Consider the following 23,540-nt stretch of genomic DNA (forward strand, 5'->3'; position numbering starts at 1 on the left):
GGATCTCCTATCCCAATATCTATAATATCTCTTCCCTCTGCGCGTGCTTTTCTTTTTGCTTTATCAATCTCTAAAAATAAATAAGGCGGAAGGCTGTTGAGTTTCTTAGAAAGCTAAAACATGGTTCTCTATCTCCTATATTATTTACTTAAAACATCCTGCATTGAATATAAACCTGCTGGTTTACCTACAACCCACTTTGCTGCTTTTAAAGCACCCAGCGCAAATAAATCACGTGTGTGTGCTTGATGCTTTATTTCAATACGCTCAGAGTTGCCACAGAAAATAACCGTATGGTCTCCGATAATATCTCCCAAACGCACAGAATGGGTAGGAATAGTTTTTTTTGTTGCATCAACAAGCACTTGCTGCATTTTTTTTGCAGTGCCGCTTGGAGCATCTTTCTTTGCTTTGTGGTGCGCCTCTACAATTTCAATATCATAATCAGGGCCTAATTTTTTTGCTATCTCAGGAAGCATTGAGAACAAAACGTTTACCCCTATCGCCATATTGGGAGAAAATACTACCGGCACCACGTTAGAAACTTCTTCAACTTTTTTTATTTGCGCATCACTTAACCCGGTAGTACCCAAGACGAGTGCTTTTTTGTACCTAGCTACATAATCTAAGTTAATTTCCGTTGCTTCAGGAATTGTAAAATCTATCAACACATCAATAAGGAATAAACCATCGGAATTGGAAGAAATTTTTAATTTACCTAATTCTTTCCCAATTAATGGCGTACCTTTTTTCTCTAATGCCAAATTAACTTCAAAATCACTGTTATGAGAAGCCAATTCGTAGATTCTCCTGCCCATTTTCCCGCAGGCACCGGCAATCCCTAATTTAATCATATATAAACTCCTTATTATTAGCTACAAGCTACAAGATTCAAGTTTTTACTTGTGCTCTTGTGCCTTGTACCTTATCAACTTAGCAATCCGTAATCTTTTAAAGCTTTTCTTAGTTTTTCTAAATTCTCCGGTAACATTGAACACATTGGCAGCCTTAAATCCGGCTCACACATCCCTAATAAACCCATAGCAGTTTTTACTGGTATAGGATTTGTCTCAATGAACACAGCTTTAATTAAAGGCAATAATTTGAAATGAATCTCCTGGGCTTTTGCAATATTGCCTTTTTCAAATTCTGCAACTAAGTTTGCCACATCTTTAGGAACAATATTAGCAACAACAGAAATTATCCCCACCCCTCCAATTGATAACACTGGAAGAGTTAAGCTGTCATCTCCAGAAATTAGCTCAAAACTTTTTGGGCATAATTGCCTTACCCTTGACATCTGATCAAGGTTGCCAGACGCTTCTTTTACCGCAGCCATATTTTTGCAATCATTAGCTAACCTTGCCATAGTCTCAGGCTCAATATTAACACCGGTCCGGGAAGCAATGTTGTAAAGGATTATCGGAATCTTAACCGAATCTGCTACAGCTTTAAAATGTTCATATAAACCTTTTTGCGTAGGACGGTTGTAATAAGGAGAAACCTGCAGAGAAGCATCTGCTCCAGCTTTAGCAGCATGTTTCGTCAGCATCACTGCTTCCTCAGTAGAATTTGAGCCAGTGCCCGCAATGACAGGAACTCTTTTTTTCACCTGATCAATAGTAATCTCAATTACTTTGTCATGCTCCTCAAAAGACAATGTCGCAGACTCCCCAGTTGTGCCGCAAGGAACAATCCCACTAGTCCCGTTTTTAATTTGAAACTCAATCAAATCCCTCAGCTTTGCTTCGTCGATTTTCCCATTACGAAAAGGAGTAACAATTGCTACAATTGAGCCTTTAAACATAGTAATCTCCTTCATAGACTATTTTAGCTTCACCTTCCAACCAAACATTTGTAAAATGGACTCTTGTTCTTTCAAAATAAACTTTTAAAATTTCTCCACTCTTTGTATGCACATTTACTTTATTGCCGCTGTCTGTTTTCAAAGAAAAAATTACCGATGAAGCAACTGAACCAGTGCCGCAGGCTAAAGTTTCATCCTCAACCCCTCTTTCATAGGTACGAATCTTAAATGAATTCTTATCAATCGGCTCAATAAAATTAACATTAGTACCTTTTGGAGCAAATTCTTTGTGATAGCGGATATAAGGGGCGATGTCAGTTATTTTAATCTTATCCAAACCTTCTGCAAAAATAACTACATGAGGAACGCCTGTATTAACAAAATTTACTTTTAAAAGCCTATTATTGACTTTGATAGGAATATCTAATCTGATTCCAAAAGGATCAGTCAATTGTATTTTAACTTCTTTATCCTTCACTTCCGAATTAATTATTCCTGCTTTTGTTTCAATTTTTACAATTTTCTTCCCAGTCCAGTAAGCAGCGCAACGAGCACCATTTCCACACATCTCAGCCTCTGAACCATCAGCATTAAATATGCGCATCCTGATATCTGCGATTTTAGAATTCTCCATTACCAACAAACCATCAGCCCCAATGCCAAATTTTCTATCACAGGCTTTCTTTGCTAATTTACTGTATTTTTCTGTAGACAGCCCTAGGCTTTTCACAACTACAAAATCGTTTCCTGCGGCAACCATCTTTTTAAACCCACACACCAATTGTGGTTTTTTTAAAGAACGGCTTGTTTCAATTGGTGTGTGGGTAGCTTTCATCATTTTATTCACAAAAAATTGGCATTACTTCATTGCGAGTAATATCTTCATAAGTTTCTCTTTTACGAATCACCTGAACACAATCTTTAACCACCATTACTTCCATGGCCCTCGGCCTTGAATTATAATTTGATGACATGCTAAACCCATATGCGCCAGCGCTCATTACTGCAATAAAATCTCCTTCTTTTACTTTAGGAAGCATTCTTTCTTTGGCAAAAAAATCCCCACTCTCACAAATAGGCCCGACCACGTCCGCCTTTTCTTGTGACTTTGTGCCTTGTGCCTTTTTAAGCGGAAGTATATTATGATAAGCCTCATAAAGTGCCGGCCTAATCAAATCATTCATCCCGGCATCCGTAATAATAAATTTCTTTTTTGGGGTATTTTTAATATATAGAACCTTTGCCACAAGCACCCCGCTGTTTCCGACAATAAACCTTCCCGGCTCTAAAATTATTTTTAATCCAGTTTTCTTTAATAGGGGCAAAATTTTTGCAGCATATATTGCTGCGGTCTGAGGGGTTTCATTATTATAAACAATGCCTAAACCCCCTCCTATATTCAAATACTCCAAAGTTACACTCTTCTTAATCTTAAGAATAAAATCGGCAACTTTTTTTATAGCTGCTACAAAAGGGTCACTCTCGGTTATCTGAGAACCTATGTGTATATGAAGCCCCGAGATTTTAGCATTCCTAAAATTTCTGCTCATCATAATAATTTTATAGGCCGTCTTTAAATCGATACCGAATTTATTAGTAATTTTACCTGTAGTAATGAATTTATGTGTTTTTGCTTCAACATCCGGATTAATACGAATTGCAACCCGCGTAATCTTGCCTAATTTCTTGGCAATGCGGTTAATATTGGTTAATTCCGGTAACGACTCCACATTAAAAAACAATATCCCGCATCTAATCGCATCCTCAATTTCTTTATCGGTTTTCCCAACTGAAGCATAAACAATCTTTGATGCAGGGCAGCCAGCTTTTAAAGCGCGATACAACTCTCCTCCTGAAACAATATCAAGGCCAGAGCCCATATTGACAAGAGATTTAAGAATTGCCAAATTAGAATTTGCTTTTACCGAATAGCAGACTAACGCATCTACACTTTTAAAAGCCTCTTTTATCTTAAGATAATGGTCTATAAGCGTATTGTAGCTATAAACATAAAGAGGCGTGCCATATTTTTTAGCCAAATCCTCAATCTTTACCTTCTCGCAGCATAAACTATTTCCTACATATTTAAATTCATGCATTTAACCTTTTACTCCATTTCTTAAGTTGGTTAGTAACTAGTTTTGGGTTCGTTGAACCGTAAGATTGCTTTAAATTAACTGAAGCCCAGGCATTAAGGATCCCTCTTACTTCAGGACCTAATTTTGGTGAAAATTTCTTAAGCTCTTGATTCGTAAGGCTTGAAATCTTCTTGCCTTTATCCAAGCAATCTTTTACAATATTTCCAACAATATCATGTGCATCCCGATAAGAAACGCCTTTCTTGATTAGATGCTCCACAATATCAACCGAAAACAAAGATTCATCCATTACCCTTGCTGCAATTGCTTCTTTCTCTATCACAATATTTCCAAAAAGATCAATAAATATTTCCAAAATATCCTTCACCGTATCAATTGCATCAAAAAGCGGAGGCTTATCTAATTGCAAATCTCTGTTGTAAGACGATGGCAGGCCCTTCATTAACATTAGAATATTAGAAAGGTCCCCGTGAATCTTTCCAGCTGATCCCCGGATTAACTCCAAAACATCTGGATTCTTCTTGTGCGGCATAATACTTGATCCGGTGCAAAAAGAAAAATCAATATCAATAAAATTGAATTCTTTAGTAGACCAGAGGATTAAGTCTTCGGCAATCCGCGACAAATGTACGGAAAGAATTGATAAATCAGCCAAGACCTCAATAATAAAATCCCTGTCGCTTACACTATCAATGCTGTTTTCAGTTACTTTGCTAAAACCTAATTCCTTGCTTACATAATGCCTATCAATGGCTAAGCCTGTCCCTGAAAGAGCCCCGCTTCCCAGAGGCATCAAATTTACCCTCTTGTAAGCGTCGTTTATCCTTTCCTTATCCCTCTCCAAACTTTCCAAATAAGCAAGCAAATGATGGCTCAAGAGAACGCACTGTGCAACCTGTAAATGCGTATATCCGGGTATAATTACCTTTTTGTTATTATTAGCAAATTTTAATATTGACTTCTGAAGTAAACTTATTAGATCGAACAATTCTTCAGTTTCATATTTAATATACATCCTTATATCCAAAGCAATCTGGTCATTCCGGCTCCTTGCAGTGTGTAACTTATGAGCGGCTAGCCCAATTTTCTTCGATAATAAATCTTGAATATTAGAATGGATATCCTCTGCCTCAGGGCTAAACTTAAATTTCCCTGTATTGATATCTTTTAAAATTGAGCTTAAACCTTTAACAATCAAGTTTGCGTCTTTTGCAGGAATAATTTTCTGCCTGCCTAACATCTTCGCATGGGCAATGCTTCCTAAAACATCGTACTTTGCAAGCCTCTTATCAAAAGAAATGCTTGAAGTAAACCTATCAGTTAAACTATTTGTTTTCTTAGGAAACCTGGTGCCCCATAGTTTTTTACTCATTCTATCTCCTCGGCTTTTACTTGAATCCTGCAACTTGAAACTTACAACCCAATCTATTTACCTTTTATAAGGCATCCCCCAAATCTTAATAAACCCTTCAGCTAACTGCTGATTAAACTTATCTTCCTTGCCGTAGGTAGCTAATTCTTTTTTATAAAGCGAATTGGAAGACTTCCTTCCAACCGGAACACAGCTGCCCTTAAATAATTTTAACTTTATTGACCCCGTAACTAACTTTTGCGTAGAATTAACAAAACTATCCAATGCATCCTTAAGCGGCGAATACCATAATCCGTAATAAACTAACTCAGAGTATTTTAAAGCAACAATTTCTTTAAAATGCGCTAATTCCCTGTCCAAAACCAAACTCTCCAATTCCTTATGTGCTACATGGAGCATTGTCGCAGCAGGCGCTTCATAAATTTCCCGAGATTTAATCCCTACTAACCTATTCTCAACAAGGTCACTCCTGCCAACGCCAAATGATCCGCCAATTTCATTTAAATGACTGATTAGAGTTTTTAACTTATAAGTTTTCCCGTCAACTTTCTTTGGCACACCTTTTTCAAAATATACCTCAACATATTTCGGATAACTTGCTGAATTCGTCTGTGTTTTTGTAATCATGTAAGCGTCTTCCGGAGGCTCCTGCTCTAAATCTTCCAATACCCCGGATTCAATACTTATCCCCCATAAATTCCTATCAATGCTATAAGGCTTTTTCTTGGTTACATCAATAGGAATATTGCGCTGCTCGGCATATTCAATTTCTTCCTCTCGCGATTTAAATTCCCAAGTCCTCACAGGAGCTAGAATTTCTAATTTTGGGTCAAGGATTCCTGCTGCAACTTCAAGCCGCACCTGATCATTTCCTTTACCGGTACAGCCGTGTGCAACGCTATCTGCTTTTTCTTTATGCGCAATCTCAACTAAATATTTTGCAATTAAAGGCCTTCCTAACGCAGTGGCCAGTAAATATTTTCCTTCATAAATTGCGTTTGCTTTTAAGGAAGGAACGATAAAATCCTCAACAAACTCATCCTGCAGGTCTTTAACATAAACCTTTGAGGCTCCTGCTGCAAAAGCCCTTTTTTCTATGGCGGATATATCTTCCCCTTTGCCTAAACCTTGCCCTAAATCTGCCATAAAACAAATAACATCATAATCTTTATCTTTAAGCCACCTGACTATACAAGAAGTATCTAACCCGCCGGAATATGCCAATACTACTTTTTTCATTTCACCTCTCCCAATAACTTAATTAATACCGCTTTTTGCACATGCATCCTGTTTTCAGCTTCATCAAAAACTACGGAATTCTTGCTATCAATAACGTCACTTGTTATTTCTTCTCCCCGATGTGCAGGCAAACAATGCATAACAAGGCAGTCCTTCTTAGCTAATTTCAAAAGATTTGAATTAATCTGAAAATCCTTAAATATTTTCTTGCGCTCCTGGGCTTCTTTTTCCTGCCCCATGCTTGCCCAGACATCAGTATATAAAACATCTGCGTCTTTGGCTGCATCAATTGGATTATTAAAAAGTTTTAGCGTTGCACCTTTTGCCTGCGGCTCATAGCCTTTAGGAGTAGCCACATTAATATTCATCCCTACTTTAGAACAGATAAAAATCAAAGAATTACAAACATTGTTTCCATCCCCCAGGTATGTAAGCGTTTTACCTTTTAATGTCTTAAGTTTTTCTTTTGCTGTATAGATATCTGCCAGCCCCTGGCAAGGATGAGAGAAATCAGACAAGCCATTTATTACCGGGATATCCGCATGTTTTGCCATCTCTAAAACATTTTCATGGCCAAAGGTCCTTAAAACAATCCCTTGGACATACCTGGATAACGTCTTTGCAACATCATGGATAGTCTCCCGGACTCCTAAATTTATTTCTCCCGGGCTTAAATAAATGGAATTTCCTCCCAGCTGAAACATCCCAACCTCAAAAGAAACCCGAGTCCTGTTTGAAGGCTTTTGAAAAATAAGCGCGATGGTCTGTCCAGACAAAGCCTTGGCAAATTTAAGCTTATTTGCTTTTAGCTTATCGGTTAAACTAAAAATACCTTCAATTTCTTTTGTGCTTAAATCTTTGATTGAAATTAAATCTTTCATTTTATGTACCTCTTAATACGCTATCTAAAATCTTGGTAGCTTTATCAATTTCACTCTTTGTAATATTTAAGGCTGGCATAAGCCTTAATACTTTTTCATGAGTGCAATTTATCAAAAGCCCTTTTTCTATACATTTTTCAACTATTGATTTTCCATTCACATTTAATTCAACCCCGACCATAAGCCCCAAACCCCTTACATCGGTAATAACCTTATATTTGCTTTTTAATTCATTAAGTTTCCCAAAAAGATATTCTCCCATCTTTTGCGCGTTTGACAACAATTTTTCTTTTTGTATCGCAGTTAGGACTGCAAGAGCTGCCTTACATATAACAGGCCCTCCGCCAAAAGTTGACGCGTGCATCCCCGGGCTTAAAGTATCGGAAATCTCTTTTTTTACTATCATAACACCTATTGGAAGCCCTCCTCCTAGCGCTTTAGCTAAAGTCATAATATCCGGAGTTATGCCGTAATGTTTATAGCAAAACAGCTTCCCGGTCCTGCCAACTCCAGTCTGAACCTCGTCAATAATAAGAAGGATATTCTTTTGGGTACAAATCTTCCTTAACTCAAGAACAAATTCTTTTGAAGCTACGTTTATCCCGCCCTCACCCTGGATTAACTCAAGCATGATCCCTGCGGTTTTATCGGTTATCGCAGCTTTAACCGCCTCAATATCATTATACTTAACTATTTTAAAGCCTTCCGGAAGAGGAGCAAAACCTTCCTGATACTTCTTCTGCCCCGTAGCTGCAAGGGTTCCAAGCGTCCTCCCATGGAAAGAATTCTCAAAAGAAATTATTTCATACCTTCCTTTACCAAACTTTCGGGTAAATTTTATCGCTGCCTCATTTGCCTCAGCACCTGAATTACAGAAGAAAACTTTGGCCGGAAAATTCCAATAAACCAATTCCTTCGCCAGTTTCGCCTGAGGAATATGATAATAATTATTAGGTATAAAAATTAATTTTGATACCTGGTCCCTTACTGCCTGCATAACTTTAGAATGGCAATGCCCAAGATTCCCAACACCCCAACCGGGGAAAAAATCAAGATAAACCTTATCGTGGATATCCCAAAGCCTGCTGCCTTTCCCCTTTACAAAAACCAATGGCACCTTTGTATAAGTAGGCAGTATATAATTACTGTAACTTTCAAATATTTCTTCTTTCTTCATTTTATTTTATTATCTCTGTTCCGATACCTTTATCAGTAAATATTTCAAGAAGCAAAGCATGCGGGATACGCGCGTCAATAACGTGAGTCTTCTTTACCCCGCCCTCTAAAGCCTGAACACAAGCATTTACCTTCGGAATCATCCCCTGCTGAATAATATTCTCATCAATTAAACCCTTGGCTTCCTCGGTTGTCAAGGTAGATATAAAAGAATTCTGATCCTCGGCATTGCGCATAATCCCTTTGACATTAGTCAACAAAACAAACTTTTCTGCTTTTAAAGCACAGGCAATATTTGAAGCAGCTTCATCAGCATTAACATTATATGTTTTTTTGTCAGCTCCGACACCCATCGGCAACACTACAACAATTTTATCATTCTTTAAATTAGCTAATATTGGCTCTGTGTTTATCCCTGTAATATGCCCAACCAAGCCTAAATCTACTTTTGCCTTCTTCTTCTGCGCTTGTATAACAGCTTCACTTTTCCCGTTTAAACCAATTGCCTTTGCGCCCAACTCACATATTTCATTTACTATTATTTCATTTAATTTTTCAAGCTCTTCCTCAACTACTGCCAGCGTATCAGCATCAGTAACACGCATACCATCTACAAACTCTGCTTTCTTTCCCGTAGAGCGCATCCTGTCGCTAATATTTGGACCGCCTCCATGCACTAATACCGGCTTTAACCCCATGAAATTGAGGAATACAATATCCTCTAAAACGCCCTTCCTGATTTTTTCTTCACCGAGAATACTTCCGCCGTATTTTATAACCACTATCTTCTTATGAAATTGTTTTATATAAGGCAGAGCCTCAACTAAAACCTGCGCCTTCCTGATTGCTTCTTCCATTTTATCCTTTCTTAATTATATTCAGCATTAATCTTAACGTATTCATAACTTAAATCTGAAGTATAAACTGTAGCGCTATTTTTTCCTTTATTTAAAATTACATCTATCCTTATTTCTTTCTTCTTTAAAGGGCTGTATTTAATTTCTAATTTATCTTCAACCACACCCGCTCCGCTTGCACCCACGGCAGCAACAATCCTGCCCAATATATTCGGGCTTGAAGCAAACATCGCGGTTTTAAAAAGCGGAGAGTTGGCGATATTTATTGCAACAGACCTTGCCTCGGAAACCGACTGTGCTTTATTTACATTTATTTGGATAAACTTGGTAGCTCCTTCGCCGTCTTTGACAACCATTTTTGCTAATTCAAGGCAAACTGTACTTAATGCCTTTGTAAATAATTTCAAATTTTCTCCGCCATTAATCTCTGCGTTACCTGCTTCTCCGTTCGCCAATACCATAACGGAATCATTGGTACTCATACAACCATCAACGGTTATACAATTAAATGAATTATCAACTGCGAGTTTTAATGCAGCATTCAAAGCACCCTGCTTGATATTCGCATCTGTAAAAATAAAACAAAGCATGGTTGCCATATTAGGCGAAATCATACCGGCACCTTTAGCAATACCGCAAATTGTAATTGATTTATTCCCAATATTTAATTTAACGGTAATCTCTTTGCTAAACTTATCGGTCGTCATTATTGCTTTTTTTGCTTTATCTATCCCGGATTGCGATAACCCTTTAATCAAAATAGGCACACCGGATTTTATTTCTTTAATAGCTAATTTCTTGCCGATAATCCCGGTTGAAGCAACCAAGACGCTTTTAGGCTCAATCCCAAGATCATCTGCCGCAAAACAGCTCATATCATAAGCGTCTTTTAACCCTTGTTTTCCTGTAAAACAATTGGCGTTTCCGCTATTTGCGATAATCGCCTGAAAGGTTTTTGCTTGCTTAAGATATTTTTTGCAGACAACAACCGGAGCAGCAAGAATTGAGTTAGCAGTAAACAGGCAGCTTGCTTTCGCAGGTTTTAAGGAATAAAACAAAGCTAAATCCAATTTTCCATTCTTACGGATACCCGAATGAATTCCATTGGCCTTAAACCCAAGAGGAAGAATTGCTTTTTTATAAATAGCCATTCTATAACAACCCTAGGCTTTCAGGGTATTTATACATAATATTCATATTTTGCACTGCCTGTCCGGAGGCACCCTTAAGTAAATTATCAATAGCAGCGATTATGATTATCATTTCCCCACAATCTTTAATTCCGATATCACAGAAATTCGTCCCAGCAACATCCTTGATACTTGGGAAGCTGCCCTCTTCTTTAATCCTTACAAACGGTTCATCCTTATAGAATTTATTGTACAAACCAACCAAATCTTTTGATTTTACCCCCCTGAATTTCTTTATATAAATCGTCTCCAGTATACCCCTGTTTATAGGCAATAGATGGGGGACAAATGTAACCGAAGCTTTCCCACCGGAAAGTGAAGATAGTATTTGATTAATTTCAGGCGCATGCTGATGCGCATTTACTTTATAAGCTTTAAAATCTTCATTAACCTCGGAGAACAAAAACCCTTCTACCAATTTCTTACCCGCTCCTGTTACTCCGGATTTAGCATCAATAATTGCAGATTTTAAATCCGCAACACCCAAACTAATCACAGGAGCAAGAGCTAAAATCGCAGCAGTAGGATAACAACCGGGATTCGCAATTAATTTAGCTTGCTTGATTTTATTCCTGTAAAGTTCAGGCAAACCATAAACCGCAAGCCTTAAATTAGGCTTATCTAAATGCTTTACTTGATAATGCTTCTCATAGACTTTTTCATCAGAGAGCCTATAATCAGCGCTTAAATCAATAACGCGCTTACCTAATTTTATCAATTTAGGGGCAATCTCCATTGAAGCAGTATGGGGAAGCGTTAAAAAAACAAGCTCACATTTATCGTTGATTAATTTTAAATCAGTGACGCCGCAAGGCAGATTAATCCTGCCTTTAAACTTTGGAAAGATTTCTTGAAGCGTTGAGCCTTGAGCTGTTTTACGCGAAGCATAAACAAGCTTTACATTGGGATGATTAAGAAGAATATCAATGAGGGTTTCGGCGGTATATCCTGCTGCACCTACTATTCCTACGTTTAACATTAATACTCCTTTTAGTAGTATCCGATTAGTAGTATCCGACGTCCGTCGGCATGTTCATTTATCTTAAATTAAATTTCAAATATAGTCAAGTCTTTTTGTCGTCGATCCGCTAAATCAAAACATATTTAAATTCTACGAAACAGCGAGAGGCTGCCAAGGCTTGTTCTCGCAGCACCGCTCGGATTTCCCCACCGAGGAAATCCTCGCTTGGAGTTTGCGCTCGCTCTCACTAGAGTTTATAGCGGGTGAACCTTGGCCGCTCGCACAAACTACATGCTGCGAGAATCAAGCCTCGTCACCCTCCCCTAGTACGCCTAAAATAAAAATCCCGCTTTTATCCAGCGGGATTTTTATTTGGAACTTATTAATCTATTATTTAGTTAAATTTATCTTCTAATAGTTTACCTCTTTGTCCACTGGAAGCGTTTACGCGCGCCCTTCTGTCCGTATTTCTTTCTTTCCTTCATACGCGGATCGCGGGTTAGATAGCCAAGCTTACGCAATGACTCTTTAAGCTCCGGCTGCGCTAAAATTAACGCGCGGGAAATCCCGTGTCTTAATGCTCCTGCCTGTCCGGTTAAACCACCGCCACTTAAATTAGCAATAATGTCATATTTATCAGCAATATTTGCGGCTGCAAGAGGCTGCCTTAAAATAATCCTATCAGTCTCACGGATAAAATATTTATCACAAGGCCGGCTATTAACCAAAATCTCGCCTTTACCGGGCATAAGAATAACCCTGGCTATTGATTCCTTGCGCCTTCCTACTGCAACAACTTTTTCTTTCTTTTCCATATCTAATTAAACCTCCAACACAACCGGCTTTTGAGAAATATGAGGATGCTTATCATCAACATAAACTTTTAATTTCTTTATTAAATCACGGCCTAATGGGCCCCTAGGCAACATTCTACTAACCGCAAGCCTCATTACTGTCGCAGGCTTCCTGCTTAGCATATTCTCCAAAGTTACTTCCCTTAAACCGCCCGGATAACCTGAATAACGACGGTAAACATTTTGTTTAAGCTTTCGGCCTGTAACCTGGATTTTTGAGGCGTTTATCACAACTACGTTATCTCCGGTATCCAAATGCGGGGTAAACATAACTTTATGCTTGCCTCTAAGGACAACGGCAACTTTAGCTGCTACACGGCCAAGTATTTTATCCTTGGCGTCAACAATATACCACTGCCTTTTAATCTCTGCTTTTTTAGGTTCGTATGTTTTGTTAAGTTTGTTCATTTTTTCCTCTCCTCATCTTTTTACAGAAAAGTCCTGCTAAAAAGACGATAGACGTTAAATTATAACATATTTTTATCTTAAGTCAAATATTATTTTTAATATTTTACCTTAACCAAGCATAGCCCACAAGCATGCGCAGTTGGCCCGGCAAGCCTTCTGTCTTTAGATTTTAGCACGTTTTTAACCGTTCCAACCGGTAATTTATGCTTGCCTACCTCAATAAGCGTCCCAGCTATGTTTCTTACCATGTTATATAAGAAACCGTTAGCTTCTATATCTATTGTTATCAAGTTACCGCTCTTTTTTAATCGAGCTACCTTAACAACCCTAACCGTATTATGCTTCTTTGCGCCAGAAGCCTGAAAGCCTTTAAAATCATGCCTGCCTTCAATAACTTTTAGCTCCCTCTCCATCAATTTTACATCCAGAGGGCGCATATAAAAATAGGCAAGATTATTTAAAAATGGCGAAGGAAAAGAGCGATTTAAAATACTATATTGGTATACTTTTGATTTTGCGCTAAAACGGCTATGGAAATCAGGCTTTACTTCTTTAATCCCGATTATGGCAATATCTTTCGGAAGAAGAGCGTTTATACCTAACTGCAATTTATCAAGCGGAGTTTTTGAACTAGTCAAGAAATTCGCTACTTGAGCTTTTGCGTGGACACCTGCATCGGTCCTACCGGAAACAATCAGCTTAACTTTTTCCTGCAGGATCTCTCTGAGAACTTTTTCTATCGTTTCCTGAATGCTTTTCTTGTTCCTTGTTTCTTGTGGCTTGTGCCTATTTTGCACCTGCCAACCACAGTAATTGGTGCCTTCGTATTCAATCTCTACCCTGATATTACGCATTCAGCAATCTGCACGGCATTAGTAGCAGCTCCCTTACGCAGATTATCAGCTACAACCCAAAGCCATAAGCCATTCTTAACAAAACAGTCTTTTCGGATTCTACCCACAAAAGTTTCATCTTTGCCTTCTGAATCTTTTGGCATTGGATAAATATTCTTTTTTACGTCATCCATAAGAATTACTCCAGGAGCCTTAGCAAGTAACGCTCTTACTTTATCCGGATCAATCGTTTCTTTAGTTTCAATATAAACTGATTCTGAATGTCCCGTTCTTACAGGGACTCGAACCGTAGTTGCAGAAATCTTGATTTTATCGTCATGCATAATCTTATGTGTTTCCTTAACCAATTTCCATTCTTCATTTGTATAGTCACATTCCACAAAACTTCCGATATGCGGAAATACATTATAACCTAATTGTTGCGGCATAGCTCTATTTGCCAAGTCAACATGCACATTTTCAAAGCCGCCGGAAGCAATCTTTGAAACTTCTTCTTTTAATTGCTCAACTGCAGCCTTACCAGCCCCACTTGAAGCCTGCAGGGTTGTCACAATAATTCTTTTTATACCGACTTTCTTATGGATTGGCGCTAATGCCACAACCATCTGTATAGTTGAGCAATTCGGATTTGCAATTATTCCTTTGTGTTTTTTAACATCCTTACCATTTACCTCCGGGACAACTAAAGGCACTTTAGGATCCATACGGAAATCCGCACCATTATCTATAACAACTGCCCCTCTTTTAATAGCGTCATTGGCATAAGTTACTGCAGCGCCTTTCTCTCCTTCAGTACCTGCAAAAAGGGCGATGTCTATGCCATTAAAACCGTCTGGAGAAATTGCCTGAACGGGATATTTAACCCCATCAACTTCTATTTCTCTTGCAGAACGGGCAAAAACCCGCAATTCACCAATAGGAAAATTACGCTGTTTTAGAACTCTAAGCATCTCAATCCCAACAACTCCAACACCAACTACAGCTACATTATATTTTGCTTTCTTCATGCAATCTTTCTCCTTACTATTAGAGAGAACCTACCACCAAATCCCCAACTTGGGTTGTCGAATATCCCATTTTTCCTGCAGCTAATGATTTTAATTTATTCGCAGCAATATTTATAACTGCCTTTTCAATAGCTTTACCTGCTTCAATTTCACCTAGATTTTCAAGCATCATCCCTGCGGCACAAATTGCAGCTAAAGGATTAATTACATTCTTACCTGTATATTTAGGAGCACTCCCACCAATAGGTTCAAACATTGATACGCCTTCGGGATTAATGTTGCCACCTGCAGCAATACCCATTCCACCCTGGATCATTGCTCCTAAATCCGTAATAATATCCCCAAACATATTATCAGTCACAATTACATCAAACCATTCGGGATTTTTAACAAACCACATCGTGGTTGCATCGACATGTGCATAATCAGTAGTTACATCAGGATATTCTTTAGCAACTTCATTAAAAGTCCGCTGCCATAAATCCCATGCATATGTTAAGACATTTGTCTTACCGCAAAGGGTTAATTTCTTCTTTTTATTGCGCTTGCGCGTAAATTCAAAAGCATAACGCAGGCAACGTTCAACGCCTTTACGCGTATTATAGGAAATCTGGATTGCAACTTCGTCCTTTTTTCCTTTCTTCTGAAATTCACCCATTCCTTTATAAAGCCCTTCGGAATTTTCACGGACAACTACAAAATCAATATCCTCCGGCTTCTTATCTTTCAAAGGGCAAAAAGCTGAATTATAAAGTTTAACCGGACGTAAATTTATATACTGATCCAAAGCAAATCTTAACCTTAACAAAACACCTGTCTCAATAATTCCGGGTTTTACATCCGGATCTCCAACTGCCCCTAAGAAAATAGCAGAATGTTTCTTAAGCTCCTCAATATCTTTATCATCAACGAGTTTGCCTGTCTTTAAACACCTTTTACCGCTAAAATCAAATTCCTTGGTTTCGTATTTAAAGTTAAATTTCTTACTTACTGCCTTTATAACTTTTAACCCCTCATTGACTACTTCAGGGCCAGTGCCATCTCCCGGGATAACTGCAATTTTATACATTCTTATTTACCTTTCTTGCTTTTAACATAATTCAAAAGCCCGCCCTTCTCTACGATTTCTTGTAAGAATTTCGGGAAGGCCTCTGTTTTATAGCTTTTATTTTTGGTTATATTCCTAATTACTCCACTTGATAAATCTATCTCCAAATCATCTCCTTCAGAAATTTCTTCCGGATTTTCTATCTCTAAAAATGGCAAGCCTACATTTATAGCGTTACGGAAAAAAATACCCGCGAAACTCTTTGCTAAGACCGCGGAAATTCCACAACCCTTGATAGCTACCGGTGCGTGCTCACGGGATGACCCACAGCCGAAATTCTTTCCGGCAACCATAATATCCCCTACATTTATTTTCTTTACAAAATCAGGGGCAATTGCCTCCATGCAGTGGCTGCCTAATTCTTTCTCGTTGGTAGTCACTAGATATTTAGCGGAAATAATATCGTCCGTATTAACATCATCGCCAAATTTATGAGCCTTACCTTTAATAATCATAACTTACACCTTATCAGGATGTGTAATTACACCCGTAACTGCCGAAGCAGCAGCTACAGCAGGATTAGATAAATATACGAAAGACTTTGGGCTTCCCATTCTTCCGATAAAATTTCGGTTAGTAGTTGCAATCGCAACTTCACCTTCGGTTAAAATCCCAACATGCCCGCCAAGGCAAGGCCCGCAAGTAGGAGTTGAAAAAACTCCTCCTGCTTTAACAAAGATTTCCACCAAGCCCTCTTTCACAGCTTCCAGATAAATCTTCTGTGTTGCAGGAATAACAATTAATTTCAATCCCGGAGCAATTTTCTTGCCTTTTAATATTGAAGAAGCAATCCTTAGGTCTGAAATTCTTCCGTTTGTACACGAACCAATAACCACCTGATCAACTTTAATGTTGCTTAATTCGCTAACGCGTTTAGTGTTACTCGGCAGATGGGGGCAAGATACAATCGGCTCTAAATCGGAAACATCCCATTCATATACCTTCTCGTATCGCGCATCATCATCCGACTCGTAATATTTAGCTTTACGCTTAAATTTAGAAACGTATTTTTTAGTAATTTCATCGGGTGCGATAAGGCCAGCCCTTGCGCCAGCTTCTATTGCCATATTTGACATGGAAAATCTATTATCCATGCTTAGCTTTTCAATAACCGGGCCGCAAAATTCCATTATCTTATATAAAGCGCCGTCAACTCCAATTTTCCCGATAGTAAACAAAATCAAATCTTTCCCGCCGACCCATTTATTTAATTTTCCTTTATAAACAAACTTTATAGTCGGTGGAACTTTAAGCCAAATCTTTCCATCAACAAATGCGCGCGCAAGGTCAGTTGAGCCAATCCCCGTAGAATAACAGCCCAAAGCTCCATAGGTACAAGTATGCGAATCAGCTCCAATTACCAAATCTCCCGGCAGAACTAAACCTAACTCAGGCAATAATGCATGCTCAATACCCATACAGCCAATTTCAAAATAATTCTTAATACCTTGCTCTTTGGCAAAATTAGCTAAAATCTTACATTGATTTGCACTCTTTAAGTCTTTTGCCGGGGCAAAATGATCCGGCACAAGCACGATTTTATTTTTATCAAAAACTTTCTTAAACCCTGCTTTCTTGAATTCTTCTATCGCAATGGGCGCAGTAATATCATTACCCAAAGCTACATCAACTTTAGCTTCAATAAATTCACCCGGGGAAATAGACTTCTTGCCCGAATGATTCATTAATATTTTTTCTGCTATTGTATAACCCATTTTAGAAATTTAAGAAATTAACCTTTGAATTTTTTTACAACGAGAGTAGCATTATGCCCGCCGAAACCTAAAGAATTAGACATGCAAACACTAACTTCTGCCTTACGGGCGGTGTTAGGAACATAATCGAGGTCGCATTCCGGGTCGGGATGTTCATAATTTATTGTAGGAGGGATTATCCCATCTTTTATTGCCAAACAACAAACTACAAATTCTACTCCTCCGGCTGCACCCAAAAGATGGCCGGTCATTGATTTAGTAGATGAAACCATTACTTTCTTAGCATGAGCACCTAAAGCCAACTTTATAGCTAATGTCTCAACTTTATCATTTAATTTAGTGGAAGTTCCGTGCGCATTGACATAGGTGACCTCTTCCGGATTCAGATGCGCATCCTTTAATGAAATCTTCATAGCGCGCGCAGGGCCATCTCCAGTTGGCTCAGGGGCAGTCATATGATATCCATCGCAAGACATGCCATATCCTGCCATTTCAGCATAAATATGCGCATTTCTTTTTTTGGCGTGTTCGTAAGTTTCTAAAACAACTATCCCGCATCCCTCTGCCATAACAAAACCATCCCTGTCTCTTTCAAAAGGCCGCGATGCTTTCTGAGGTTCGTTATTGCGCGTTGAAAGTGCTTTTAACGCGCAAAATCCTCCAACACCAGTTGGGACAACAGAACTTTCTGTGCCTCCACAAATCATAACATCGGCATCGCCGCGGGCTAAAATCCTGAAAGCATCCCCAATAGAATGAGAGCCAGATGCACAAGCAGTAGCAACGCAAGAATTAGGGCCTTTCAAGCCAAAAGTAATGCCGATCTGGCCTGCTGCTTCATTAACAATCAACATTGGAATCAAAAAAGGTGATAATCGAGAAACACCTTTATTCAAATAAACGCTGTGTTCTTTCTCAATAATATCAAGCCCTCCGATACCAGAGCCGACAATAACACCAATCCTGTTTCTATCTTCTTTATTCAAATCAATACCCGAATCTTTAATCGCCTGAAAAGTGCTTGCAACTGCAAACTGCACAAATCTATCCATGCGTTTGGTATCTTTAAGAGAGATTCCGTATAGCGCGGGTTCAAAAGTTTTCACCTCTGCGGCAATGCGAGAATCAAAGTTAACAGGATCAAAAGAAGTCAAAGGCCCAACACCGCTTTTTCCTTCTTTCATAGCCTTCCAAAAAGACGCAATATCATTCCCAACCGGAGTGATCACGCCTAAACCAGTAACAACTACTCTTTTCTCTTCCATATGCTTTTATAAAATTTACCCCGCTTAAAAGAAAAGCGGGGTAAAATAGCTATATTTTTTTTAAGAAACTATTTATTTCCAGATTTTTCTTCAATGTACTTAACAGCATCTCCAACGGTTGTAATCTTCTCTGCATCTTCATCTGGTATTTCAATACCAAACTCTTCTTCCAATGCCATGACTAATTCTACAGTATCCAAAGAATCGGCACCTAAGTCATCAACGAATGATGCCTCAGGAGTTACTTCTTCCGGTTTTACTCCCAGCTGTTCTGCTATTATTGATTTAACCTTATCTTGTACTGCCATTCTTTTTTCCTCCTTGTTATGAAACTTATACCATAACCATTCCGCCGTCAACTACAATAGTTTGGCCGGTTATATAACTGGAATCTTCTGACGCCAAGAATAAACAACACGCTGCAACATCTTCAGGCGTGCCAAACTTATCTAGCGGGATAACTTCCTTCATTTTCTGCTTTACTTCTTCAGGAAGCTTTGCCGTCATTTCTGTCTGGATGAACCCAGGAGCAACCGCATTGACGTTTACGTTTCGTGAAGCCAGTTCTTTTGCCGTAGTTTTTGTAAGAGCAATTATCCCTGCTTTTGAAGCGGCGTAGTTTGCTTGTCCTGCATTTCCGATTATACCGATAATTGAGGCAATGTTAACTATCCTGCCGAATCTTGCTTTTATCATCGGTTTGGATACAGCTTTTGTGCAATTAAATGTGCCTTTTAAATTCACATTTATGACTGCATCCCACTCTGGCTGGCCCATTCTTAACAAAAGATTATCTTTTGTTATCCCAGCATTGTTAACTAATATATCAACCTTTCCAAATTTGTCAAGAATTTTATTTATCGCTTCCTCTACTTTTGTAAAATCTGTCACATCCATCTGCAGCCCTAAGGTTTTCCTCCCTAAAGCTTCAATTTCAGCACAAGTTTTCTCGGCGTCTGCCGGATTTACATCAGCTATAACAATATCTGCGCCCTCTTGGGCAAATCGCATAGCAATAGCTCTTCCTATTCCTCTTGCTCCACCAGTAATTAAAGCTACTTTATCTTTAAGACGCATATACTAGCTCCTTCCTAAACAATAATATCTGCTTTTTTCTCTACTGTTTTAACTTCAGCATTAACATCTATTCGCCGCATAAGCCCTTTTAACACTTTACCCGGGCCGAATTCAATAAATTTACTTACTCCTGAATTTAATATGAATTTCATTGAATCTTCCCAAAGCACGCTTGAAGCAACCTGCTTAATCAAATTCTCTTCAATTTCAAATGCTGAGGCAACAGGCTTTCCGCTTACATTGCTAATAACGGGAATACGAGGAGCATTAATTTTAACGCTATCTAATTCTTTAGCCAGCTTTAAAGTAGCTCCTTTCATAAAAGAAGAGTGGAACGCACCGCTTACATCCAAAATAATAGCCATCCTTGCTCCAATTTCCTTGGCTAATTTTACTGCCTCCTCTATTCCAGAAGGGCTTCCGGATATCACAATCTGTCCGGGGCAATTAATATTCGCTATTTCTGTATTAGTTTTTGCACAAACCTCTTTAACCTTAGAAAGATCAAGGCCAATCAGAGAAGCCATCTTACCGGGATTCTTAAGCGCTTCTTCTTCCATGTATTCACCGCGGCGCCTTACCAGATAAATAGCATCTTCAAAACTAATCGCTCCAGCTGCAACCAACGCCGAGTACTCGCCTAAGCTTAACCCAGCAACAAACTTAACTTGTGCCTTGTCACTTGTGCCTTGTGCCTTATAAGCTTCCAAAGCAGCAATACTTGCCGCAACAATCGCTGGCTGGCAATTTTTAGTCTTAGTAAGTTCTTCTTGCGGGCCTTCAAAACAAAGCTTGGATATTGAAAATCCTAAAACTTTGTCCGCCTTATCAAATACAGCCTTACTTTCGGGGAAAGACTCATAGAGGTCTTTGCCCATACCTATATATTGTGCGCCTTGCCCTGCAAAAAGATAAGCTACCATTTAATAACACAAGCTCCCGAAACAAGGCCCGCGCCAAAAGCGTCCAAAAGGACAATATCTCCTTTTTTGACTCTTCCTTCTTTAACTGCTTCGCACAAAGCTATGGCAGTTGACGCTGAAGACATATTGCCGTATCTTTCAATATTCAAATATATTTTGTCTTCCCCTAAACCTAATTTCTTTGCAACCGCCATAATAATCCGGGAATTTGCTTGATGCGGTATGATTAAATTTACATCGGAGAATTTTAGATGGGCTTGTTTTAAAACAGTTTCTGCCGCTTCAGTCATACTTTTAACCGCTATCTTAAATAATTCATTGCCCTGCATCTTTATAAAATGCATCCTCTTAGCAACCGTTTCAGCTGTAGCAGGATGCTTTGAACCGCCTGCGGGAACATTTAACAAATCAACCTTTGTCCCATCGCAGCCAAGATATGTTGAAATAATGCCGCCGCCATTTACTTCTGCCAACACAGCAGCTCCTGCTCCATCACCGAATAAAACACAAGTATTCCTATCTTCCCAATCAGTTACGGAAGATAGCATCTCAGCTCCAATAACTAATGCATTTTTATAAGCACCCTGTGAGATAAATTGCTGCGCTATAGATATAGCATAAACAAACCCTGCACAGGCTGCAGAAACATCAAAACATACTGCTTTCATCGCCCCAAGTTTTGCCTGCAAAATACAAGCTGTTGCAGGGAATTGCATATCTGGGGTTATTGTTGCGACGATAATTAATTCAATATCTTCCGGCTTTAATTTTGCATCCTCAATTGCTTCTTTAGCTGCCCCTAACCCTAAATCAGAAGTAACTTCATTCTTAGCAGCTAACCTTCTTTCTTTAATGCCGGTCCTGGTCGTAATCCATTCATCAGAAGTATCTACCATTTTCTCAAGGTCAGCATTAGTCAAAACCTTTTGAGGCAAATATTTTCCTAAACCGATTATCCCAACTTTTTTCATTTATTTTACCTTAAGCTATTTGACTCAGGCCTGTTTTTGATGAAGGGAACTTATTGCTTCCACGATCTTTTTGTTAACTTGCCTCTCTACTTCCTCTTTAGCTACCCTAATCGCGTTTTTTATCGCCCTTGCATGAGACCTGCCATGACCAATTATTACAACACCATTAACTCCTAATAAAGGAGCTCCACCAAATTCTGCATAATCCATCTCTTTTTTAAACTTAATAAATGTATTCTTCAAAAGAAGGATGCCAATTTTTCCCAAGAGATTAGTTTTTAAAAGATGGCGTTTCAAAAATACCTGTATTGCTTCGGCAGTGCCTTCCGTAACCTTTAATGCAACATTCCCCACAAAGCCATCGCAAACAATTACATCACATTTACCTGTAAAAAGAGCCTTTCCTTCAATATTACCTATAAAATTAATATTACTTTTAGAAAGCAGCTCGTAAGTTTCTTTCACAAAACCAGTACCCTTGCTTTCTTCTTCGCCGACATTTAAAAGGCCAATACTTGGATTCTTGATATTAAATATATTCTGCAAATAAGCGCTACCCATGATGCCGTATTGCAATAAATGTAACGGCTTAGCGTCAATATTCGCACCAACATCAACAATCAAAGAAATGCCTTTTACGGATGGCGTAACAATAGCTATGCCTGGCCTCTCGACTTCGGGAAGGAGCCCCAAAAATAAAGTTGCAGCACAGACAACCGCCCCGGTATTTCCGGCGCTAAAAAAAGCATCTCCCTTGCCTTCTTTAACTAAATTAATCCCTATTGAAATTGAAGAATTTCGTTTTTTGCGGACACTGACTGCCGGAGACTCATGCATTTCAATTACTTCCGGAGCGTGATAAGTAGAGATTTTATCCTTAGGATAATTCTTCTTCTCTAAAAGCTGCTTTATCTTTGCCTCATCGCCTACAAGGACAACTTCCGTATCATATTGATTAACTGCTTCCACAACGCCATCAATCACAACTTCCGGCGCGTGATCCCCTCCCATAGCATCAACTATAATCTTCACGCCTAAACTCTCCTGTTAGTAATTACAATGATTAAAGATATTTTAGCGAAATTTATACTTTGCTTCTTATATCAAAGGATAAAATTAGCAGCTATAGTTTATTGCTTCTTGTGCTTCTTCTCTTTTACCTTAATCTCAATTACCTGCCTGCCGTCATAATAACCGCAGACCTTGCAAACCTGATGAGAAACTTTTGGTGTTTTGCATTGAGTACAAGGGACAAGAGTAGTCTTTGCTATCTTCCAATGCGTACGGCGCTTTCTGCCGCGCGTTGTTGAATGCCTTCTTTTAGGTAGTGCCACAGGAACATCCTCCTTCGTTTAAATTCTTGCCACATTTTACACAAAGCCCTAAGCAATTTTCCTTGCAGAGGAACTTTATGGGATAACCTACGATTATCTCTTCTCTTATATCCGGATCAAGATCAATCTTTGATTCCGTCTTGCTCACCGGATAATTAAATTTTAATTCCCGATTCAAATCAATTTCAAATTCTTCCAGACAACGGGCACAAACAGCATGAATCTTACCGGTTAGGTTTAAATCAACGCTAACCGCGTTACTTATCTTAGTTATAAACGCCCGCGCATTTATTAAACCCTGATACTTAATTAAATCGGTTTCAAGGTCCAAATCCGAAGGATTAATTTTTTCAATTAATGTTAAGCCTTCAATCGGTATGCTATTTATATCTATCTTCAAGCCGCAAATCCCTTCTGATAAAAATTACAACTTTCCTTTAAA

The 23,540-nt window shown here is 38.7% G+C and carries 26 protein-coding genes and 1 pseudogene; all 27 read right to left on the bottom strand.

All coding sequences use genetic code 11. From position 1 onward, the window contains the following. The 27 genes and pseudogenes from PHO70_06480 to PHO70_06610 all read right to left on the bottom strand — a co-directional run bounded on the left by PHO70_06480 (position 1) and on the right by PHO70_06610 (position 23,498). Positions 1–122 (bottom strand): annotated as a pseudogene (locus PHO70_06480) (LL-diaminopimelate aminotransferase). 18 nt (positions 123–140) lie between these two features. Then, on the bottom strand, positions 141–854 hold the full coding sequence (gene dapB, locus PHO70_06485; protein MDD5432611.1) for a 4-hydroxy-tetrahydrodipicolinate reductase: 714 nt from the start codon (positions 852–854) through the stop codon (positions 141–143). A gap of 74 nt (positions 855–928) precedes the next feature. Next, positions 929–1,807, bottom strand: coding sequence for a 4-hydroxy-tetrahydrodipicolinate synthase (gene dapA, locus PHO70_06490; GenBank protein ID MDD5432612.1), 879 nt, complete (start codon positions 1,805–1,807; stop codon positions 929–931). Further along, a complete protein-coding gene (dapF, locus tag PHO70_06495; protein ID MDD5432613.1) occupies positions 1,800–2,645 on the bottom strand; it encodes a diaminopimelate epimerase in 846 nt (281 codons plus the stop codon). The genes dapA and dapF overlap by 8 nt, the downstream gene beginning before the upstream one ends. A gap of 1 nt (position 2,646) precedes the next feature. Continuing rightward, positions 2,647–3,906, bottom strand: coding sequence for a diaminopimelate decarboxylase (gene lysA / locus PHO70_06500; protein MDD5432614.1), 1,260 nt, complete (start codon positions 3,904–3,906; stop codon positions 2,647–2,649). Next, positions 3,899–5,278, bottom strand: a complete 1,380-nt coding sequence (gene argH, locus PHO70_06505; protein ID MDD5432615.1) for an argininosuccinate lyase — start codon at positions 5,276–5,278, stop codon at positions 3,899–3,901. Before argH ends, lysA begins: the two co-directional genes overlap by 8 nt. Before the next feature lie 57 nt (positions 5,279–5,335). After that, entirely contained in the window at positions 5,336–6,517 is a 1,182-nt protein-coding gene (locus PHO70_06510; GenBank protein MDD5432616.1) for an argininosuccinate synthase, read from the bottom strand. Beyond that, entirely contained in the window at positions 6,514–7,398 is an 885-nt protein-coding gene (argF, locus tag PHO70_06515) for an ornithine carbamoyltransferase (protein MDD5432617.1), read from the bottom strand. The genes PHO70_06510 and argF overlap by 4 nt, the downstream gene beginning before the upstream one ends. A 1-nt stretch (position 7,399) precedes the next feature. Beyond that, complete coding sequence (locus tag PHO70_06520; GenBank protein MDD5432618.1) at positions 7,400–8,575, bottom strand: aspartate aminotransferase family protein; 1,176 nt, start codon at positions 8,573–8,575, stop codon at positions 7,400–7,402. Position 8,576: 1 nt separating this feature from the next. Next, a complete protein-coding gene (argB, locus tag PHO70_06525; protein ID MDD5432619.1) occupies positions 8,577–9,431 on the bottom strand; it encodes an acetylglutamate kinase in 855 nt (284 codons plus the stop codon). A gap of 11 nt (positions 9,432–9,442) precedes the next feature. Beyond that, a complete protein-coding gene (gene argJ / locus PHO70_06530; GenBank protein ID MDD5432620.1) occupies positions 9,443–10,582 on the bottom strand; it encodes a bifunctional glutamate N-acetyltransferase/amino-acid acetyltransferase ArgJ in 1,140 nt (379 codons plus the stop codon). 1 nt (position 10,583) lies between these two features. Continuing rightward, entirely contained in the window at positions 10,584–11,600 is a 1,017-nt protein-coding gene (gene argC, locus PHO70_06535; GenBank protein MDD5432621.1) for an N-acetyl-gamma-glutamyl-phosphate reductase, read from the bottom strand. A gap of 401 nt (positions 11,601–12,001) precedes the next feature. Beyond that, complete coding sequence (gene rpsI, locus PHO70_06540) at positions 12,002–12,397, bottom strand: 30S ribosomal protein S9 (GenBank protein ID MDD5432622.1); 396 nt, start codon at positions 12,395–12,397, stop codon at positions 12,002–12,004. A 6-nt stretch (positions 12,398–12,403) separates the two neighbouring features. Continuing rightward, positions 12,404–12,844 (bottom strand): 50S ribosomal protein L13, encoded by a 441-nt coding sequence (gene rplM / locus PHO70_06545; GenBank protein ID MDD5432623.1) that lies wholly within the window; start codon positions 12,842–12,844, stop codon positions 12,404–12,406. Between the two features lie 95 nt (positions 12,845–12,939). Further along, positions 12,940–13,698, bottom strand: coding sequence for a tRNA pseudouridine(38-40) synthase TruA (gene truA / locus PHO70_06550; protein MDD5432624.1), 759 nt, complete (start codon positions 13,696–13,698; stop codon positions 12,940–12,942). Next, positions 13,680–14,705 (bottom strand): aspartate-semialdehyde dehydrogenase, encoded by a 1,026-nt coding sequence (locus PHO70_06555; protein MDD5432625.1) that lies wholly within the window; start codon positions 14,703–14,705, stop codon positions 13,680–13,682. Before PHO70_06555 ends, truA begins: the two co-directional genes overlap by 19 nt. A gap of 19 nt (positions 14,706–14,724) precedes the next feature. Next, the gene (locus PHO70_06560; GenBank protein MDD5432626.1) at positions 14,725–15,774 is read right to left on the bottom strand and encodes a 3-isopropylmalate dehydrogenase; all 1,050 of its coding nucleotides are present in this window, start codon (positions 15,772–15,774) and stop codon (positions 14,725–14,727) included. A gap of 2 nt (positions 15,775–15,776) precedes the next feature. Beyond that, the gene (locus PHO70_06565; protein ID MDD5432627.1) at positions 15,777–16,268 is read right to left on the bottom strand and encodes a 3-isopropylmalate dehydratase small subunit; all 492 of its coding nucleotides are present in this window, start codon (positions 16,266–16,268) and stop codon (positions 15,777–15,779) included. Between the two features lie 3 nt (positions 16,269–16,271). Then, a complete protein-coding gene (gene leuC, locus PHO70_06570) occupies positions 16,272–17,528 on the bottom strand; it encodes a 3-isopropylmalate dehydratase large subunit (GenBank protein MDD5432628.1) in 1,257 nt (418 codons plus the stop codon). A 17-nt stretch (positions 17,529–17,545) separates the two neighbouring features. After that, positions 17,546–18,793, bottom strand: coding sequence for a beta-ketoacyl-ACP synthase II (gene fabF, locus PHO70_06575; GenBank protein ID MDD5432629.1), 1,248 nt, complete (start codon positions 18,791–18,793; stop codon positions 17,546–17,548). A gap of 68 nt (positions 18,794–18,861) precedes the next feature. After that, positions 18,862–19,101, bottom strand: coding sequence for an acyl carrier protein (gene acpP, locus PHO70_06580; GenBank protein ID MDD5432630.1), 240 nt, complete (start codon positions 19,099–19,101; stop codon positions 18,862–18,864). A 25-nt stretch (positions 19,102–19,126) separates the two neighbouring features. Continuing rightward, a complete protein-coding gene (gene fabG / locus PHO70_06585) occupies positions 19,127–19,870 on the bottom strand; it encodes a 3-oxoacyl-[acyl-carrier-protein] reductase (GenBank protein MDD5432631.1) in 744 nt (247 codons plus the stop codon). Positions 19,871–19,884: 14 nt separating this feature from the next. Beyond that, the gene (fabD, locus tag PHO70_06590; GenBank protein ID MDD5432632.1) at positions 19,885–20,793 is read right to left on the bottom strand and encodes an ACP S-malonyltransferase; all 909 of its coding nucleotides are present in this window, start codon (positions 20,791–20,793) and stop codon (positions 19,885–19,887) included. Continuing rightward, positions 20,787–21,764: a ketoacyl-ACP synthase III gene (locus PHO70_06595; GenBank protein ID MDD5432633.1), complete on the bottom strand. Its 978-nt coding sequence runs from the start codon at positions 21,762–21,764 to the stop codon at positions 20,787–20,789. Before PHO70_06595 ends, fabD begins: the two co-directional genes overlap by 7 nt. Before the next feature lie 24 nt (positions 21,765–21,788). Continuing rightward, positions 21,789–22,796, bottom strand: a complete 1,008-nt coding sequence (plsX, locus tag PHO70_06600) for a phosphate acyltransferase PlsX (protein MDD5432634.1) — start codon at positions 22,794–22,796, stop codon at positions 21,789–21,791. A gap of 98 nt (positions 22,797–22,894) precedes the next feature. Continuing rightward, entirely contained in the window at positions 22,895–23,098 is a 204-nt protein-coding gene (rpmF, locus tag PHO70_06605) for a 50S ribosomal protein L32 (GenBank protein ID MDD5432635.1), read from the bottom strand. Then, positions 23,085–23,498 (bottom strand): DUF177 domain-containing protein, encoded by a 414-nt coding sequence (locus PHO70_06610; GenBank protein MDD5432636.1) that lies wholly within the window; start codon positions 23,496–23,498, stop codon positions 23,085–23,087. The genes rpmF and PHO70_06610 overlap by 14 nt, the downstream gene beginning before the upstream one ends. Positions 23,499–23,540 lie beyond the last annotated feature (42 nt).

This window comes from Candidatus Omnitrophota bacterium, from assembly GCA_028715415.1.
In the GTDB taxonomy this organism is placed as follows: domain Bacteria; phylum Omnitrophota; class Gorgyraeia; order Gygaellales; family Profunditerraquicolaceae; genus JAQURX01.

Bases quoted from the DNA above. Each gene is read 5' to 3' on its own strand.
- argH (MDD5432615.1), bottom strand. From the start codon at position 5,278: ATGAGTAAAAAACTATGGGGCACCAGGTTTCCTAAGAAAACAAATAGT.
- truA (MDD5432624.1), bottom strand. From the start codon at position 13,698: ATGCGTAATATCAGGGTAGAGATTGAATACGAAGGCACCAATTACTGT.
- PHO70_06595 (MDD5432633.1), bottom strand. From the start codon at position 21,764: ATGAAAAAAGTTGGGATAATCGGTTTAGGAAAATATTTGCCTCAAAAG.
- argF (MDD5432617.1), bottom strand. From the start codon at position 7,398: ATGAAAGATTTAATTTCAATCAAAGATTTAAGCACAAAAGAAATTGAA.
- rpsI (MDD5432622.1), bottom strand. From the start codon at position 12,397: ATGGAAAAGAAAGAAAAAGTTGTTGCAGTAGGAAGGCGCAAGGAATCA.
- PHO70_06565 (MDD5432627.1), bottom strand. From the start codon at position 16,268: ATGATTATTAAAGGTAAGGCTCATAAATTTGGCGATGATGTTAATACG.
- dapB (MDD5432611.1), bottom strand. From the start codon at position 854: ATGATTAAATTAGGGATTGCCGGTGCCTGCGGGAAAATGGGCAGGAGA.
- acpP (MDD5432630.1), bottom strand. From the start codon at position 19,101: ATGGCAGTACAAGATAAGGTTAAATCAATAATAGCAGAACAGCTGGGA.
- argJ (MDD5432620.1), bottom strand. From the start codon at position 10,582: ATGGCTATTTATAAAAAAGCAATTCTTCCTCTTGGGTTTAAGGCCAAT.
- argC (MDD5432621.1), bottom strand. From the start codon at position 11,600: ATGTTAAACGTAGGAATAGTAGGTGCAGCAGGATATACCGCCGAAACC.
- PHO70_06555 (MDD5432625.1), bottom strand. From the start codon at position 14,705: ATGAAGAAAGCAAAATATAATGTAGCTGTAGTTGGTGTTGGAGTTGTT.
- PHO70_06560 (MDD5432626.1), bottom strand. From the start codon at position 15,774: ATGTATAAAATTGCAGTTATCCCGGGAGATGGCACTGGCCCTGAAGTA.
- dapF (MDD5432613.1), bottom strand. From the start codon at position 2,645: ATGATGAAAGCTACCCACACACCAATTGAAACAAGCCGTTCTTTAAAA.
- PHO70_06520 (MDD5432618.1), bottom strand. From the start codon at position 8,575: ATGAAGAAAGAAGAAATATTTGAAAGTTACAGTAATTATATACTGCCT.
- argB (MDD5432619.1), bottom strand. From the start codon at position 9,431: ATGGAAGAAGCAATCAGGAAGGCGCAGGTTTTAGTTGAGGCTCTGCCT.
- fabD (MDD5432632.1), bottom strand. From the start codon at position 20,793: ATGGTAGCTTATCTTTTTGCAGGGCAAGGCGCACAATATATAGGTATG.
- dapA (MDD5432612.1), bottom strand. From the start codon at position 1,807: ATGTTTAAAGGCTCAATTGTAGCAATTGTTACTCCTTTTCGTAATGGG.
- fabF (MDD5432629.1), bottom strand. From the start codon at position 18,793: ATGGAAGAGAAAAGAGTAGTTGTTACTGGTTTAGGCGTGATCACTCCG.
- leuC (MDD5432628.1), bottom strand. From the start codon at position 17,528: ATGGGTTATACAATAGCAGAAAAAATATTAATGAATCATTCGGGCAAG.
- rplM (MDD5432623.1), bottom strand. From the start codon at position 12,844: ATGAACAAACTTAACAAAACATACGAACCTAAAAAAGCAGAGATTAAA.
- PHO70_06510 (MDD5432616.1), bottom strand. From the start codon at position 6,517: ATGAAAAAAGTAGTATTGGCATATTCCGGCGGGTTAGATACTTCTTGT.
- lysA (MDD5432614.1), bottom strand. From the start codon at position 3,906: ATGCATGAATTTAAATATGTAGGAAATAGTTTATGCTGCGAGAAGGTA.
- fabG (MDD5432631.1), bottom strand. From the start codon at position 19,870: ATGCGTCTTAAAGATAAAGTAGCTTTAATTACTGGTGGAGCAAGAGGA.